The 16,297-nt window shown below is 71.0% G+C and carries 8 protein-coding genes; 1 reads left to right on the top strand and 7 read right to left on the bottom strand.

Annotation, left to right across the window (positions count from 1 at the left end):
- Positions 1-50: 50 nt before the first annotated feature.
- The 7 genes from malQ to VGU03_RS03285 form a co-directional block, all read right to left on the bottom strand.
- A complete protein-coding gene (malQ, locus tag VGU03_RS03315; protein ID WP_327478633.1) occupies positions 51-2,144 on the bottom strand; it encodes a 4-alpha-glucanotransferase in 2,094 nt (697 codons plus the stop codon).
- A gap of 88 nt (positions 2,145-2,232) precedes the next feature.
- Positions 2,233-3,996, bottom strand: a complete 1,764-nt coding sequence (gene treZ, locus VGU03_RS03310) for a malto-oligosyltrehalose trehalohydrolase (RefSeq protein ID WP_327478632.1) — start codon at positions 3,994-3,996, stop codon at positions 2,233-2,235.
- Positions 3,993-6,104 carry a glycogen debranching protein GlgX gene (gene glgX / locus VGU03_RS03305; protein ID WP_327478630.1) on the bottom strand — a complete coding sequence of 704 codons (2,112 nt, stop codon included), beginning with the start codon at positions 6,102-6,104 and terminating at the stop codon, positions 3,993-3,995. The genes treZ and glgX overlap by 4 nt, the downstream gene beginning before the upstream one ends.
- 196 nt (positions 6,105-6,300) lie before the next feature.
- Positions 6,301-8,490 carry a 1,4-alpha-glucan branching protein GlgB gene (gene glgB, locus VGU03_RS03300; protein WP_414655927.1) on the bottom strand — a complete coding sequence of 730 codons (2,190 nt, stop codon included), beginning with the start codon at positions 8,488-8,490 and terminating at the stop codon, positions 6,301-6,303.
- A complete protein-coding gene (gene treS, locus VGU03_RS03295; protein ID WP_327478628.1) occupies positions 8,487-11,795 on the bottom strand; it encodes a maltose alpha-D-glucosyltransferase in 3,309 nt (1,102 codons plus the stop codon). The genes glgB and treS overlap by 4 nt, the downstream gene beginning before the upstream one ends.
- Before the next feature lie 5 nt (positions 11,796-11,800).
- Positions 11,801-15,034, bottom strand: coding sequence for an alpha-1,4-glucan--maltose-1-phosphate maltosyltransferase (locus VGU03_RS03290; protein WP_327478626.1), 3,234 nt, complete (start codon positions 15,032-15,034; stop codon positions 11,801-11,803).
- Between the two features lie 26 nt (positions 15,035-15,060).
- Positions 15,061-15,276: a DUF3606 domain-containing protein gene (locus VGU03_RS03285; RefSeq protein WP_327478624.1), complete on the bottom strand. Its 216-nt coding sequence runs from the start codon at positions 15,274-15,276 to the stop codon at positions 15,061-15,063.
- 169 nt (positions 15,277-15,445) lie between these two features.
- Between VGU03_RS03285 and VGU03_RS03280 the strand changes: the two genes are divergently transcribed.
- Positions 15,446-16,255 (top strand): NAD-dependent protein deacetylase, encoded by an 810-nt coding sequence (locus VGU03_RS03280; RefSeq protein WP_327478622.1) that lies wholly within the window; start codon positions 15,446-15,448, stop codon positions 16,253-16,255.
- The last annotated feature ends 42 nt before the right edge of the window (positions 16,256-16,297 follow it).

The raw sequence follows: 16,297 nt of genomic DNA, 5'->3' as shown, positions 1-16,297 counted from the left end.
CTTACCCGGCGTGGTCGAGTGATGGGGCGGCAGGCCGGGCAGCTTGCGGTTCATGGGGTCGTGCGAGCTGCGGCGACGGCGTTGCAGCACGCTTGCGCCACCGGCCCGTCGAAGAGCGTCGCTGCGCTTTCGGGCAACCGGCGGCGCCAGTTCGGATGCAAGGTGTCGGTGGGACCGGGAAGGTTCGGTTGCTCCGGCAGCGCGAGCAGATCCTCGGCCGGGATCAACACCAGTGGCGCAGGTGCGCGCGCCACGTGGCCGGCGGCGGCTATCGCCACGGGTTGCACGTCATCCGGCGAGGGCGGGCGGTTTTCGTCCGGCGAACCGCCCGCATCGTGGGCTGCGCCGGAAGCGCACAGCGCGCGCCATAGCCGGCCGCGGTCGACCTCGCGCTCGGCGATCTCGTCCACGCCCGGCTCGGCCAGGCCGGCGCGGACGCGCCATTCGATGTCGCGTCCGCTCCACCAGCCGGCCACGGTCGGCACGTCGTGGGTGGACGTGGTGGCCATCGCCTCGGCCGACCAGTGCACGGGCGCGATGAAGCCACGGTCGGCCGCCCGCTCGAACCACAGCACGCGGATGCCGAGCACGCCGGCGCCCGCGATGCGCTGGCGGAAGTCGGCCGGCACGGTGCCCAGGTCCTCGCCGATCACCACGGCGCGGCAGCGATGCGATTCGATCGCCAGCAGGCGCAGCAGGTCGTCCAGCGGATAGCGCACGTAGGCGCCCTCGGTGGCGCCGGCGCCGCTGGGCACCAGCCACAGGCGCTTGAGCCCCAGCACGTGGTCGATGCGCACCCCGCCGGCATGCGCCAGCGCCGCGCGCAGCATCGCGAGGTAGCCGGCGTAGCCGCCGCGCCTGAGGCCGATCGGCGAAAAGGTGGTCAGGCCCCAGTCCTGTCCGTTGCGGTTGAGCAGGTCCGGTGGCGCGCCTACCGACAGGCCGTGCAGCATCTCGCCCTGGTGGCTCCAGGCCTGGCTGCCGCCGGCGTCGGTGCCGACCGCCAGGTCCGAGACCAGGCCGATCGCCATGCCCGATTCGCGCGCGGTGCGCTGTGCGTCGGCCAGCCCGAGCATGGCCAGCCACTGCAGGAAGGCATGAAAGGCGACGTCGCGGCTGTGCTCGCGCGCGAAGGTGGCGACCGTGGGGCTGGCCGGATCGTGGTAGTCGGCGGGCCAGGCCTGCCAGCCGCCCGGCGTGCCGTGCGCGCGGAAATGCAACTGCAACGCTTCGAAACGCGCGTGGCGTTCCAACGCCTCGCCCTGCTCTTGCCGGAACGCGGAGAGCTCCTGGGTGAGTTTCGAATCGGCCGAGGACCAATCGAACAGTGCGCGCAGCAGCGTCATCCGTGCGCGCGCCGCGCGCGGCCAGTCGATCAGGTCCAGCCATTCCAGCTCGGCCAGTTCCTGGCGCAGGTTGTGAGCGTCGGTCACCGTGCGCAGCGCCGCCCCGCCGCCCACGCGCGCGGGATCGACATAGAGCGGATTGAGAAATAGCCGGCTGGAGGGCGCATAGGGGCTGTAGCGTTCGGGCGCGGCGGCGAACAGCGCATGCACCGGGCTGATCGCCAGGGCATCGGCGCCGCGCGCCGCGGCGGCACGGGCGCATTGCTCCAGCGCGGTGAAGTCGCCGATGCCGCCGTCGCCCGGACGGAACAGGCTGGCCAGCTGCACCGCCACGCCCCAGGGCCGGCGCGCGCCGGTGACGTCGCCGATGCCGAAGGCGCGCGGCGGCGCCGCCGCCAGCGTGCATTCGGCATCGTCCAGCAGCAGGCGGTAATAGCCCGGCGTCGCCGGCGCGCGCAACGCGCGCTCGCCGGCCGGCAGCGTGCCCTCTTCCACCGGGACGCCATGCTCGTCCTCGGTGCGGTAGCGCCGTGCCCCGGTGGCGGGCGGCAACTCGAAGGAGCCGCCGGCGTCCGCGACGAGCAGGCGTGGCAGGGCCGTTCCCTCGCGCTCGCGACGCAGGCGCTCGAAACTCTCATCGAGGTCGCCGTCGCTGTCGCACGGCAGTCCCAGCGCGGCAAGCACCGCGCGTAGCGTGGAAAGGCTCACTTCCTGCGGGCGGTCATTGGCATCGCGCCAGTGCACGTCGACGCCGGCCTGCCCCGCCAGCTCGACCAGGCGGATGTCGTAGCCACTCACGCGGTGCCCCAGCCAGTGGCCATGCGGCCGCGCGTGGACCGCACTTCTGCTGTAGCGGCCGGTCGCATGCGGCCGGAGGCGGCGAAGCTCATGCCGAAGTTTCCAGGTAGACCAGGGTGCTGGCGGGTGCGAGGCGGCCTTCGGCCAAGGCGGCGATTGCCGGCGCCCCGCCATGCAACCATCGCGCATCGGGTGTTGCCTTGGCGTCGACGGCAACCTCACGCTCGCCCAGATTGCAGTACACGTGCAGTTGCAGCTCGTCCATCTGCCAGCGCGCCCGCAGCGCCTGCGTGCCGATCGCCTGCGCGCCCAACGGCCGCGCCCGCCCGAGTCGCGGCCCCAGCCACTGCCGGCGCTGCGCCAGCAGCAGGCGGATCAGCGTGAGGCGCGCGGCGCCGGCCGGGCTGGACGCTTCGCGCGGATCGGGCCGCGAACGCTCGAAGGTCGAGGGCGCCTGCGGATCGGGCAAGCCGTCTACCACCCCGAACTCGGCGAATTCCTTGCGGCGGCCTTCGCGCACGGCCCGCCGCAGTTCCTCGCTGGGATAGTCGGCAAAGAACAGGAACGGCGTGCGGCTGCCCCACTCCTCGCCCATGAACAGCAGCGGCACCATCGGTGTGAGCAGCAGCAAAGCGTAAGCGGCTTCGAGCCGCAGCGGGTCGGCCAGCGTGGTCAGCCGTTCGCCCAGCGCGCGATTGCCGATCTGGTCGTGGTTCTGCAGAAAATCGACGAAGCGCAGCGGAAGCAGCGCCGAGCTCGGTTCCCCGCGGGGCTTGCCGCGCATCGGCTCGCCCTGCCAGGCGAAGCCCTCGGCCAGGCAGCGCACCAGTTTGGCCAGCGGGTCGTCCGCGTAGGCGCCGTAGTAGCCCGCGCGTTCGCCGGTCAGCAGCACGTGCAGGGCGTTGTGGAAATCGTCGTTCCACTGCGCGTCGAAGCAGCGCGCGCCCAGCAGGTGCGCCTGGTTGCCCTCGTTCTCCAGGATCAGGTGCACCTGCCGTTCCCCCGTCGCGGCACGCACGCGCGCCGCCAGCGACAGCAGCCAGGCGGGGTTGTGCAGCGCGTGCACCGCGTCCAGGCGCAGGCCGTCGAAGCGGAACTCCTCCAGCCAGTACAGCGCGTTGTGCACGAAGAAGTCGCCCACCTGCGGCTGCGCCACGTCGATCGCCGCGCCCCAGGGCGTGGGCGCACCGTCGGTGCGGAAGAACGGCGCGGCGTACTGGCCCAGGTAATTGCCGTCCGGGCCGAAGTGGTTGTAGACCACGTCCAGGATCATCATCAGGCCCAGCCCGTGCGCGGCGTCGACCAGCGCCTTCAGCTCGTCCGGCGTGCCGTAGGCGGCGGCCGGCGCGAACGGCAGCACGCCGTCGTAGCCCCAGTTGCGGGTGCCGGGAAACTGCGCGATCGGCATCAGCTCGACGGCGGTGATGCCCAGCGCGTGCAGGCGCGGCAGCATCGCCTGCACGCCGCGGAAGCCGCCGCAGGCGCCGGCGTGCAGTTCGTAGATCACCGCCTGGTGCCAGGGCCGGCCGCTCCAGCGGGCGTGTCGCCAAGCGTAGCCGCAGGGGTCGACCACCACGCTGGCGCCGTGCACGTCGCCGGCCTGCTGCAGGCGCGATGCCGGATCGGGCACGCGCAGGCCGTCGGGCAACAGGTAGCGGTAGCGCGTTCCGGGCGGTGCCGTACAGAGCCCTTCGTGCCAGCCGTCGTCCAGCGCGCGCATGGGCTGGACGCGGTCGTCGTCGAGTTGCAGCCGCAGCTCGCCGATGTCCGGCGCCCACAGCCGGAAACGCGTGCGGCCATCGTCGACGAGCTCGGCCCCGTAGGGCATGGCGTGGCGGAAATGCCCGCTCATGCGCCGTCCTGCCGCGGTGCGGCGGACAGCAGCATGACGCCGGCGCCAAGCAGTTCGAGCGCGCCCTCGTCCACGTTGCGCTCGGGCAGCTCCGGATGCGCGCTGTCGATGCGCAGGCGCCACGGCAGCTTAGGCTCCGGCAGGGTGAAACGGTGCGGCTCGCCGGTGCCGTTGATCAGCAGCAGGGTCACGTCGACGTGCCGCCGTCCCTTGGGCAGCGCACGGCGCAGCATGAGCAGGCGGCCTTCGGCGTATTCCCAATCGCTCTGGCGCATCGGGCTGCCGCTCTCGTTGAACCAGGACACCGGCGGCAGGCCCGGCAGCACGTCGTCGCCGCCGTGCATGAAGCCGGCGGCGCGCAGCGTCGGGTGCTGTTCGCGCAGGCGGATCAGCCGCGCCACGTACTCGGCCAGCGCGCGACCACCGTCGGACTGGGCGAGCTTCCAGTCGAACCAGGAGATTTCGTTGTCCTGGCAGTAGGCGTTGTTGTTGCCGCCCTGCGTGCGGCCGAACTCGTCGCCGCCCAGCAGCATGGGCGTGCCGTGCGAGAACAGCAGCGTGGCCAGCATGGCGCGCTTGGCGCGGCCGCGCGCGTCGAGGATGGCGGCATCCTGGGTCGGTCCTTCCGCGCCGTGGTTGCTGCTTTCGTTGTCGTTGGCGCCGTCGTGGTTGTCCTCGCCGTTGGCCTCGTTGTGTTTGTGCTCGTAGCTGACCAGGTCCTGCAGGGTGAAGCCGTCGTGCGCGGTGACGAAGTTGACCGAAGCCCACGGGCGGCGGTGCTGGTGGTCGAACAGTTCCGCCGAGCCCTGCAGGCGTCCGGCCAGCGCACCGCGCAGGCCGGCGTCGCCCTTCCAGAAACGGCGCACGTCGTCGCGGAACTGGCCGTTCCACTCGGCGAAGCCGGGCGGGTGGTTGCCCAGCTGATAGCCTCCCAGGCCGACGTCCCAGGGCTCGGAGATCAGCTTGACGCCGTTGAGCAGCGGATCCTGGCGCATGGCGTCGAACAGGCCGCAGTTGGGATCGAAGCCGTTGGCCTCGCGGCCGAGCGTCACGCCCAGGTCGAAGCGGAAGCCGTCGATGTGGAAGGTGTTCACCCAGTAGCGCAGCGAGTCCATCACCAGTTGCAGCACGCGCGGGTGTGCGGTGTTGAGGGTGTTGCCGGTGCCGGTGTCGTTGATGCAATGGCGCGGGTCGTCCGGCAGCAGCCGGTAGTAGCTGGCGTTGTCCAGGCCGCGGAAGGAGAGCGTGGGGCCGAGCTCGCTGCCTTCGCCGGTGTGGTTGTAGACCACGTCCAGGATCACCTCGATGCCGGCCACGTGCAGCGCCTGCACCGCGGCGCGGATCTCGTTGAGCGCGCCCTCGGCGAGGTAAGAGGGCTCCGGCGCGAAGAACGCCAGCGTGTTGTAGCCCCAGTAGTTGCGCAGCTTCATCTCGGCCAGGCGGCGGTCCTGCACGAAGGCGTGGATCGGCAGGAGCTCGATCGCGGTGACGCCCAGGTGTACCAGGTGGTCGATCACGTAGGGGTCGGCCAGCGCCAGGAAGGTGCCGCGCTCGTGCGGACGGATGCGCTTGAGCGTCCGCGTCAGCCCCTTGACGTGCGCCTCGTAGACGATGGTCTTGCACCAGGGCGTGTGCGGGCGGCGGCCACGCCCTTCCCAGTGCATGGGCTCGTCCACCACCACCGCCTTGGGGCAGGCCGCGGCGCTGTCGCGGCGGTCGAAGGAAAGGTCGGCCCGGGGCGAGGAGACACGGTAGCCGTGCAACACGTCCGACCAGCGCAGTTGCCCGGCGAGCAGGCGCGCATAGGGATCGAGCAGCAGCTTGTTCGGGTTGAAGCGATGGCCCTGCTCCGGTTCGTACGGGCCGTAGGCGCGGTAGCCGTAGAGCTGGCCCCCGCGCAGGCGCGGCAGGTAGCCGTGCCAGATTTCGTCGGTGCACTCGGGCAGTTCGTAGCGGGCGATCTCGCGGCGGCCGGACGGATCGAACAGGCACAGTTCGATGCGCTCGGCGTGCGCGGAGAACACGGCAAAGTTGGTGCCGATGCCGTCGCAATGGGCGCCCAGCGGATAGGGCGCGCCGGCCTGCATGCGCTCGGGGAGGGTCGGCATCAGCGGAGCTCCTTCGCCGGCGGAATGCCGGCATGCCGGGCCGAGGTACGGCCTCCTCCATCCGCCCTTCGGGCGCCTTCTCCCGCAGGCGGGGGAAGGATCGGTGCACGCTGCCGCAACGTTCGTTCGCGAGCATTCCCCCGCTGCGCGGGGGAGGCTGCCGACAGGCGGATGGGGGGAGGCGGAGCGGGGTGCTTCATGTCCGGTCCGCCAGATAGATCATCGTCGCCAGCGGCGGCAGCGTGAGCGCCAGCGAGTAAGGCTGGCCGTGGACCGGCACCGGCTCGGCCGGCGCTTCGCCCTGCCCCACGCCGGAGCCGCCGTAGTCGCCCGCGTCGGTGTTGATCGCCAGCCGCCACGGCCCGTCGCGCGGCACGCCGATGCGGTAGTCGTAGAGCGGCGTGGGCGTGAGGTTGCTCACCACCAGCGCTGGCCGCGCGCCTTCGGCGAAACGCAGCCAGGCGAACACGCTGTTGGTCGCATCGTCGCCGATCGCCCAGCGGAAGCCGCGCGGGTCGCCGTCCCAGGCGTGCAAGGCCGGCTCTTCCACGAGCAGGCGGTTGAGGTCGCGCAGCAGCCGTTGCACGCCGCGGTGGCGGGCGTCGTCCAGCAGCTCCCACGGCAACTGCGCATCGTGGTTCCACTCCGTCGGCTGGGCAAGCTCGGCGCCGGCGAACAGGAGCTTCTTGCCCGGGTGCGCCCACATGAAGCCGTAGTAGGCGCGCAGGTTGGCAAAGCGTTGCCAGTCGTCGCCGGGCATGCGGCCGAGCAGCGAGCGCTTGCCGTGCACCACCTCGTCGTGCGAAAGCGGCAGCACGTAATGCTCCGAATAGGCGTAGACCATCGAGAAGGTCATCTCGTGGTGGTGCCAGCGCCGGTGGATGGGATCGCGCGACATGTACTGGAGCGTGTCGTGCATCCAGCCCATGTTCCATTTGTAGTCGAAGCCCAGGCCGCCTTCGGTCGGCGCGCGGGTGACGCCGGGCCAGGCGGTCGATTCCTCGGCGATGGTGAGCACGCCCGGATGGCGCTGGTGCAGCACCGTGTTGAAGCGCTTGAGGAAGGCGATCGATTCGAGGTTCTCGCGCCCGCCGTGGATGTTGGGCACCCATTCGCCGTGCTTGCGGCTGTAGTCGCGGTAGAGCATCGAGGCGACCGCGTCCACGCGCAGGCCGTCGACGTGGAAGCGCTCGGCCCAGGCCAGCGCGCCGCCGATCAGGAAGCCGGACACCTCGTTGCGCCCGAGGTTGTAGATCAGCGTGTTCCAGTCCTGGTGGAAGCCTTCGCGCGGATCGGCGTGCTCGTAGAGGGCCGTGCCGTCGAAGTGCGCCAGGCCGTGCGCGTCGGTGGGAAAGTGCGCCGGCACCCAGTCGATGATCACGCCCAGGCCCGCCTCGTGGCAGCGGTCGACGAAGCGTGCGAAGGCCTCCGGCGGACCGAAGCGCGCGGTGGGCGCGTACTGGCCCAGCGGCTGGTAGCCCCAGGAGCCGCCGAAGGGGTGCTCGGCGATCGGCAACAGCTCGAGGTGGGTGAAGCCCATGCCGACCAGGTAGGGGATTAGCCGGTCGGCCAGCACGTCCCAGCCCGGCGATCGGCCCTGTTCGTCGCGCCACCAGGAGCCGGCGTGGAATTCGTAGATCGACAGCGGTGCATCCAGCCGCTGGCGCGCTGCGCGCTCGGCCATCCAGGCGTGGTCGGTCCAGGGGAACGGCGCATCGGAGGCGACCACCGAGGCGGTGGCCGGCGGCGCCTCGGCCGCGAGCGCGGCCGGATCGGCCTTCTGCCGCACGACGAAGTCCGCGCCCAGGATCTCGTACTTGTAGCGCGCTCCCGGCAGCAGGCCGGGCACGAACAGTTCCCACACACCCTGCGGCAGGCGCAGGCGCATCGGGTGGCGGCGGCCGTCCCAATGGTTGAAATCGCCGACGACGCTCACCCGCCGCGCGTTGGGCGCCCACACGGCAAAGCGCACGCCGCCCACGCCGTCGATCGCGTGCGGATGCGCGCCGAGCTGGCGATACACCTGCGGATGCTGGCCTTGCGCCAGCAGGTCCAGATCGTGCTCGGCGAGCACGGCGCCGAAGGCATAGGCATCGTCCAGCTCCTGCACCGCCGTGGGCCAGCGCACGCGCAGGCGGTAGCGGCCCTCGCCCGGCACCGCGCCCGCGAAGAGCCCGTCTGCCATGGGCGCCAGCGTGGCGAGCACCCGGCCCTGGGCGTCGATCGCCTCGACCGCCTGCGCGCCCGGCTGCAGCGTGCGCACCACGCGCTCGCTACCCGCGCCGTGCGGGCCGAGCACCGAGAACGGGTCGCCATGGCGCGCCTGCAGCAAGGCCTCGATCGCGCCCGGGTCGATCGCCCCGGGATGGGCGAAGTCGGTATTCACGCGCCCCGCTCCTCGATCGCGGCCTCGTCGGTCAGGCGCAGCAGGCCCTGCAGCGGTACGCCCAGCCAGCCGGGACGGTTGGCGGCCTCGTAGGCGATCTCGTAGGCGGCCTTGTCCAGCAGGAACAACTGCAGCAGCGGCACCAGCGCGTCGGCGCCGACCCAGCGTACCGGGGCGCGTTCGAGCACCGCGACGTAGGCGGCGAGGAACACCTCCGAGGCCCGCAGCCGGAAACGCTCCAGGAACGGCGCGTACAGCGGATCCTCGACCGGCGCCACGCCCTCCTCCCCGCGCAGCGCGACCGCCGCGACGTAGTCGAGCGAGCGCAGGAAGCCGGCCACGTCGCGCAGCGGCGTGGTCTTGATGCGCCGCTCTTCCAGCGGCCGCGCCGGCTCGCCTTCGAAATCGATCAGCCAGGCATCGCCCGGCACCACCAGCACCTGGCCCAGGTGGAAATCGCCGTGCACGCGCGTGCGCAGTGCGCCCACTCCGTGCGAGGCCAGCGCGTCGATGCGCCGGCACAGCGCCTCGCGCCGGGCGAGCAGGCGGTCACGCTGCACGCCCAGGTCGCCCGCTCGAGGATCGAGGTTTTCCAGCGCGTCCATCGCGCGCTGCAGTTGCGTGCGGGCATCGGCGGCCCAGCCGGCGGTGTCGTCCTCGCCGGCGGTGGCCGGGCGGAAGGCCTCGTCCTCGCTGGGCTGCGCCAGCACCGCGTGCAGCTCGCCCAGGCGCGTGCCGACGGCGGCGGCGAAGCTGTCGTAGTCGGCCAGTATCTCGGCGCGCGAGGCGTCGTCGGCGGCGTGGCTGAACTCGTCCCAGGTGCGCCGCAGGTAGTCCAGCGTCCAACGCCAGGCATCGCCCTGGTTGCGCACGAAGCCCTGCAGCACCGCCAGCGCCGAGGGGATACCGTCGGCGCCCACGTGCAGCACCTCGCCCAGCAGCGGCGGCGTATGGGCATAGCCCACGCGCGTGAGATGCCGTCCCATTTCCAGTTCCGGGTTGATGCCGTGCGCGATGTGCCGGTACAGCTTGAGCATGCCGCGCTCGTGCACGATCACCGAACTGTTGGACTGCTCGGCCGAAAGCCAGCGGTTCGCCTGCTCGTCCGGGAAATCGATGGCGTCGAGCGCGTTCGTGCCGGCGAAGCGGATCACGCCGCCGCGCTTGAGCGGCAGTTCCGTGCGCTGGCGCAGGCCGCGCAACAGGCCGGAGACGAAGGCGTCCAGCACGAAGCCGTCGGTGAGGTAGCCCACGCGACGGCCGCGGCGCACACGCGCCAGCGCCAGCTGCTGGGCGCGCGCGGGCGGGTTCTCGTCTTCCCAGATGATGCCCAGCGGCAGGCAGTAGCGCTCGATGCTGCCGTCGTTCAAGGTGGCGATGATCTCCGAGACGACCAGGTCCTCGCCGCGGTCCGGCCAGGGCTGGCTGTACATCATGCTGAGCGAGGCGATGCCGCGGTCCTTGGCGCCGAACCAGCGCCGCCGCCCGAGGTAGGCCGGCAGCACGTCGCGCTCCAGCGCGCCCCGGTGGTGGGCCATCACCGGGCCTTCGGCCAGCGGCCCGCGCAGCACCAGCGTCTCGTAGTCCGGCATCGGCTCGGCCGGCACCTGGTGCCAGGGCGGCATCTGGGCATTGGCGCACAGCTGGAAGGCGTAGAAGCCGAACGGCGGCAAGGTCAGCAGGTAGGGCAGCCGTCCGACCGGCGGGAACGAGGTGCCGCCGACGATTTCCACCGGCACGCGGCCCTCGAAGCTGGCCAGATCCAGCTCCACCGCCTGCAGGCTGCGCGACATGTTGGCCACGCACAGCACCTGCTCGTCCTCGTATTCGCGCAGGTAGGCGAGGATCTTGCGGTTACCCGGATAGAGGAAGCGGATCGTGCCGCGGCCGAAGGCCTTGTAGCGCTTGCGCACGGCCAGCACGCGGCGCGTCCAGTTGAGCAGCGAATGCGGGTCGCGCGCCTGCGCTTCGGCGTTGACCGCCTGGTAGCCGTACAACGGATCCATGATCGGCGGCAGCACCAGCCGTGCCGGGTCGGCACGCGAGAATCCGCCGTTGCGGTCCATCGACCATTGCATGGGCGTGCGCACGCCGTCGCGGTCGCCCAGGTGGATGTTGTCGCCCATGCCCAGTTCGTCGCCGTAATACAGCACCGGCGTGCCGGGCATGGTCACCAGCAGCGAGTTCATCAATTCGATGCGGCGGCGGTCGCGCTCCATCAGCGGGGCGAGGCGGCGGCGTATCCCCAGGTTGATGCGCGCGCGCTGGTCGCTGGCGTAGGTCTGCCAGAGGTAGTCGCGCTCGGTGTCGGTGACCATCTCCAGCGTCAGCTCGTCGTGGTTGCGCAGGAAGATCGCCCACTGGCAATTGTCCGGGATCGCCGGCGTCTGGCGCATGATGTCGGTGATCGGAAAGCGGTCCTCGCGCGCGATCGCCATGTACATGCGCGGCATCAGCGGGAAATGGAAGGCCATGTGGCATTCGTCGCCGCTGCCGAAGTAGTCCTGGGTGTCCTCCGGCCACTGGTTGGCCTCGGCCAGCAGCATGCGGTCGGGATAGTGCTCGTCGATCTCCTTGCGGATCAGCTTGAGGATGGCGTGCGTCTCGGGCAGGTTCTCGTTGTTGGTGCCCTCGCGCTCGATCAGGTAGGGCACCGCGTCCAGCCGCAGCCCGTCCACGCCCATGTCCAGCCAGAAGCGCATCACGCCCAGCACGGCCTTGATCACCGCCGGGTTGTCGAAGTTGAGGTCGGGCTGGTGCGAGAAGAAGCGGTGCCAGAAGTACTGGCCGGCGACCGCGTCCCAGGTCCAGTTCGACTTCTCCGTGTCCAGGAAGATGATGCGCGTGCCGGCATAGGCCTGGTCGGTGTCGGACCACACGTAGAAGTTGCGCGCGGCCGAACCGGGCTTGGCCAGGCGCGCGCGCTGGAACCAGGGATGCTGGTCGGAGGTGTGGTTGATCACCAGCTCGGTGATCACGCGCAGGCCACGGGCGTGCGCGGCGGCGATGAAGCGCCGCGCATCGGCGAGCTTGCCGTAGTCCGGGTGCACCGCCTTGTACTCGGAGATGTCGTAGCCGTCGTCGCGTCGCGGGCTGGGGTAGAACGGCAGCAGCCACAGCGTGTTGACGCCCAGCTCGGCGATGTAGTCGAGCTTGTCGATCAGCCCCTGGAAGTCGCCTACGCCATCGTCGTTGGCGTCGAAGAACGACTTGACGTGCACCTGGTAGATGATCGCGTCCTTGTACCAGAGCGGGTCGCTGGTGAAGCTGCGACGAGTGCCGGCGGACTTCGCTTGTGCGCTCATCGGATTCAGGCCTCCACCCGCCAGATCGCATAGGGCATGCCCTGCCCCAGCCACACGTGCTGGCGGCCGCCGCGCCAGGTCAGCGTGGCCTCGTGCAGCAGGTCTTCGACGATGAGCGGCGCATCCTCGGCTATGCCCCATTCGGCCAGCGGCAGGTGCAGGTCGGCGGCCTGCGCGTGGTGCGGGTCCAGGCTGATCGCCACCAGCACGCGGCCGCGCCCGCCGGGTGCGCCGCTCCTGGGCAAGGACTTTTCGAAAAACAGCACCTGGTCGTTGTCGGCGCGCAGGAAGCGCACGCCCAGGTGGCTCTGCAGCGCCGGCTGCTCGCGGCGGATCGCGTTCAACTGGCTGATCTCGGCAACGATATTGCCGGGCGCCTCCCAATCGCGCGGCTTGATCTGGTACTTCTCCGAGTCGAGGTATTCCTCCTTGCCCGGGATCGGCACCGCCTCGCACAGCTCGAAACCCGAATACATGCCCCACAGCCCCGACAGCGTGGCCGCCAGCGCCGCGCGGATCAGGAAGCCGCTGCGGCCGGACTGCTGCAGGAAGTACGGGTTGATGTCGGGCGTGTTGACGAAGAAGTTGGGGCGGAAGAAATCCCTGGGCGGCCCCTGCGTGAGCTCGGTCAGGTAGTCGATGAACTCCTGCTTGGTGTGCCGCCAGGTGAAGTAGGTGTAGGACTGGCTGAAGCCGAGCTTGGCCAGCCGGTACATCGGCTTGGGCCGGGTGAAGGCCTCGGACAGGAACAGCGTGTCCGGATACTGCCCGCGCACGCGAGCGATCATCCACTCCCAGAACGGGAACGGCTTGGTGTGCGGGTTGTCGACGCGGAAGATGCGCACGCCCTCGCCCGCCCAGTACAGCACCACATCGCACAGCGCCTGCCACAGCGAGGGGATCGCGCCTGCCTCGTAGAAGTCGACGTTGACGATGTCCTGGTATTTCTTCGGCGGGTTCTCCGCGTAGCGCAGGCTGCCGTCGGGGCGCCAGTCGAACCATTCCGGATGCTCGGCGAGCCAGGGGTGGTCGGGCGAGCACTGGATGGCGAAGTCCAGCGCCAGCTCCAGTCCGCGTTCCTGCGCGGCGTCGCGCAAGGCGCGAAAGTCCTCGATGGTGCCGAGCTCGGGATGGATCGCGGTATGGCCGCCCTCGGCCGAACCGATGGCGTACGGGCTGCCCGGGTCGTGCTCGTCAGGCGTCAGCGTGTTGTTGCGGCCCTTGCGGAAGGCGCGGCCGATCGGATGGATGGGCGGGAAGTACAGCACGTCGAAGCCCATCGCCTGGATGGCCGGCAGCCGGCCGATGACGTCGCGGAAGGTGCCGTGGCGCGCGGGGTCGTCGGTGATCGAGCGCGGGAACAGCTCGTACCAGCTGGCGAACTGCGCGGCGCGGCGGTCGACCTCGAGCCGCAGGGGCGGACGCTCCACCGCGTACGCGCGCAGGTCGCCCTCGGCCATCGCCTTGGCGGTGTCTTCGGCGATCAGCAATCGATAGCGGGCTTCGTCGTCCCCGGCGTTGGCCAGCGCACTGGCCAAGGCGCGCAGTGGCTTGCGCCTGGCCGGCGACGTGCCCGTCGCGGTCCGTTCCACCAGGTGCTGGCCCTCGCGCATCTCCAGCGCGATGGGCACGCCGGCATCGTGCTTGGCGACGATCTCGTGGCGGTAGCTGGCATAGGCGTCGCGCCAGGCCTGCACGGAGTATTCGTAGCGGCCCACGCGCGTGGGCGTGAACCGGCCGCGGTAGCGGTCGTTGCCCAGCGACTGCATGCGCTGCTCGTGCCACTGCTTTTCGTCCAGCGCGCGCCAGCGCAGCGCGACGGCGAGTTTGTCGTGGCCGTCCATGAACACGTCCGCTTCCACCGTGACCGTGTCGCCCACCACGCGCTTGACCGCGAAGCGGCCTTCGTCCACCGCGGGCGTGACCGCCTCGATGGCGATGCGCGGCGACTGCGTGGCGTCGGCCAGCGCCTGCTTCTGCGCGGTGGCGGTGGCGCGCGCGGCGACCGGCTGGGTGCGGCTGCCTTCCAGGAGGCGCGCCTCGCCGGGAGCCAGGGTGAGCGGCATCGATGGAGCGGCGCCGTCGAGCAGGGTCCAGTCCGCATAGGCGCAGGCGGCGCCGCCGGCGACGGCGCCCAGGTCGACTTCGGTGTCGCGATCCAGCCGCGCGTTGAACAGCGCCAGCCACGCGCGCTCGCCCTGCCGGCGCAACACGCCGACCCAGTCGTCGTCGATGTGGATGGCCGCCGGCGTGCGCGCCTGCTCGCCCAGGCCGGACAACCAGGCGTTGACGGCGCGGATCTCGCCGGACAGGTCGAAGGCCTGCGTCGCGCCGCCGGCGAAGCCCGCCGGCATCAGCCAGCCGCCGGCGCAACTGGCGGCGAACCAGGCGGCCCGGCGCCGATGCCGCTCGGCCTGTTCGCGTTCGCCGAACGTGCGGTCGGCCTCCGCATCGCCGAACGGCGCCGCGGCGCAGGCCAGCGGTGGCGCCACCTCGGCCACGCGGCGCAGCTCGCGCGCCAGCCAGCCGGCGCGGAAGTCCCACCACTCGGCGGAGCAGAAGCCGTAGTCGAAACCGATGCCGGCGAGCCGCGCCAGTTCCTCCGGCGACAGGCCCTGCGTCCAGCCAAGGAACAGCGCCTGCGGCGCCTTGCTGCGCAGGCCATCGAGCAAGTGCTCCCACCACGGCGCCGGTGCGGCGTCCAGCGACAGCAGCCGCAGCCCCGACAGGCCCGCGAGCAGCGCATCACGCAAGCGCCCGCACCACCAGGCCAGCGCTTCGGGCGCCACCGTCTCGTCGTGGAAACGCCAGCGCACGCCCGCCTCCGGCGCCGGTTGGCGCGGGTCGGGCATGGCGCGGGTGTCCGGCAGCGCATGGAACCAGCCGGGATGCTCGGCGCGCACGTCGAGCCCGACAGGCAGCGGGCGGGCGATGTCCACGTCGAGCAACAGGCCCAGACCGTGGTCGCGGCACAGGCGCGCCATCGTACCCACGGCGCCGGGGCCGTCGTCGAGCAACGAAGCGGGCGCCAGTACGTGGCTGAAGCCCAGCCCGGCCGCATGCTGCAGCCAGGGCGTGCTCGCGCCGCCGGCCGCAGCGAGCGCGGCAGGCAGGCTCAGGATGCGGAGCGCCGCGGGTGCCGGCGTGGAGACTGCCGGATTCGAAGTGGACGTGGCAGCCGATGGCGCCGCATGGCGCGGGCTCTTTTGCTTGCCGCCGGTGCCGGGGCTTGCAGGCACGTCCGCTGTCCCCTTGCGCCTGGCCATCAATCGTCGCGGCGGCGGCTGGCGCCGCGCGGCTGGCCCGCGTGGCTGGCCTGCGGCCGGCTGGTGTACTGGCGCACCGCCTGCGTGCTGGTGCCGACCGCCGCGATCGCCTCGCGCAGGTCGCGCTCGGATACGCGCAACTGCTTGGACCAGTACCGCATGGCGAACGGATCCCTATCGTTGATGGTGCTCAAGGTCCGGTCGGACTGGTTCATCGCGTCACCCGTGGCCGCAGTGTTGCGGCAGCACCGCCATCTTCGTGTGGGTGCGTTGAAGGTGCTGTCACGGAAAGATGAGACAGGCGTAAACCATGGCGTGGCGGGGCGCGCGCAGGCCCCTCGTGCGGGGCGCGCAATGCGCCGCGGCCGCCGCCATACTTGGCTCATGCATGCCGCTCCGCTCGCCCGCTTCATCCACAGCCACCGCCGCCTGTTCGTGCTCACCGGCGCCGGTTGCAGCACCGACTCGGGCATTCCCGACTACCGCGACGCCGACGGCGCCTGGAAGCGTACGCCGCCGGTGATGTTCCAGGCCTTCATGGGCGAGGAGCGCGTGCGCAAACGCTACTGGGCGCGCAGCCTGGTCGGCTGGCGACACTTCGGCCGCGCGGTGCCCAACGGCACCCATCACGCCCTGCGGCAGCTGGAGGCACAGGGCCACGTCGGCTTGCTGGTGACCCAGAACGTGGACGGGCTGCATCAGCGCGCGGGCAGCCGCCAGGTGGTCGACCTGCATGGACGGCTGGACCAGGTGCGCTGCATGGGCTGCGACCATCGCCTGCCCCGCGCGGAACTGCAGCAGGAACTCGAACGCCTGAACCCTGCATGGGCCTCTCTGGAGGCCGCGGAGGCGCCCGACGGCGATGCGGACCTGGAACGGCTGGATTTCGACCGGTTCGTGGTGCCGCCCTGCCCCGACTGCGGCGGCGTGCTCAAGCCCGACGTGGTGTTCTATGGCGAGAACGTGCCGCGCGATCGCGTGGCCGATGCGTTGCAGGGACTGGAAGCGGCCGACGCCGTGCTGGTGGTCGGTTCTTCGCTGATGGTGTTCTCCGGCTACCGCTTCGTGCATGCGGCCGCCCGCGCCGGCAAGCCGGTGGCGGCAGTGAACCTGGGAAGGACGCGAGCTGACCCCCTATTGAGCCTGAAAGTCGAACAGCCCTGCGCGGACGCGCTGGCATTCCTGCTGGCCTGACGGATCTGCGCGCATACACCGGGTTAACCTCGAGGGGCTAAC

Origin of the sequence: Frateuria sp., from assembly GCF_035944355.1 — a bacterium.
In the GTDB taxonomy this organism is placed as follows: domain Bacteria; phylum Pseudomonadota; class Gammaproteobacteria; order Xanthomonadales; family Rhodanobacteraceae; genus Frateuria_A.
Note: the sequence above shows the minus strand (reverse complement) of the source record. Positions and strands in the feature narration are given on the sequence as shown.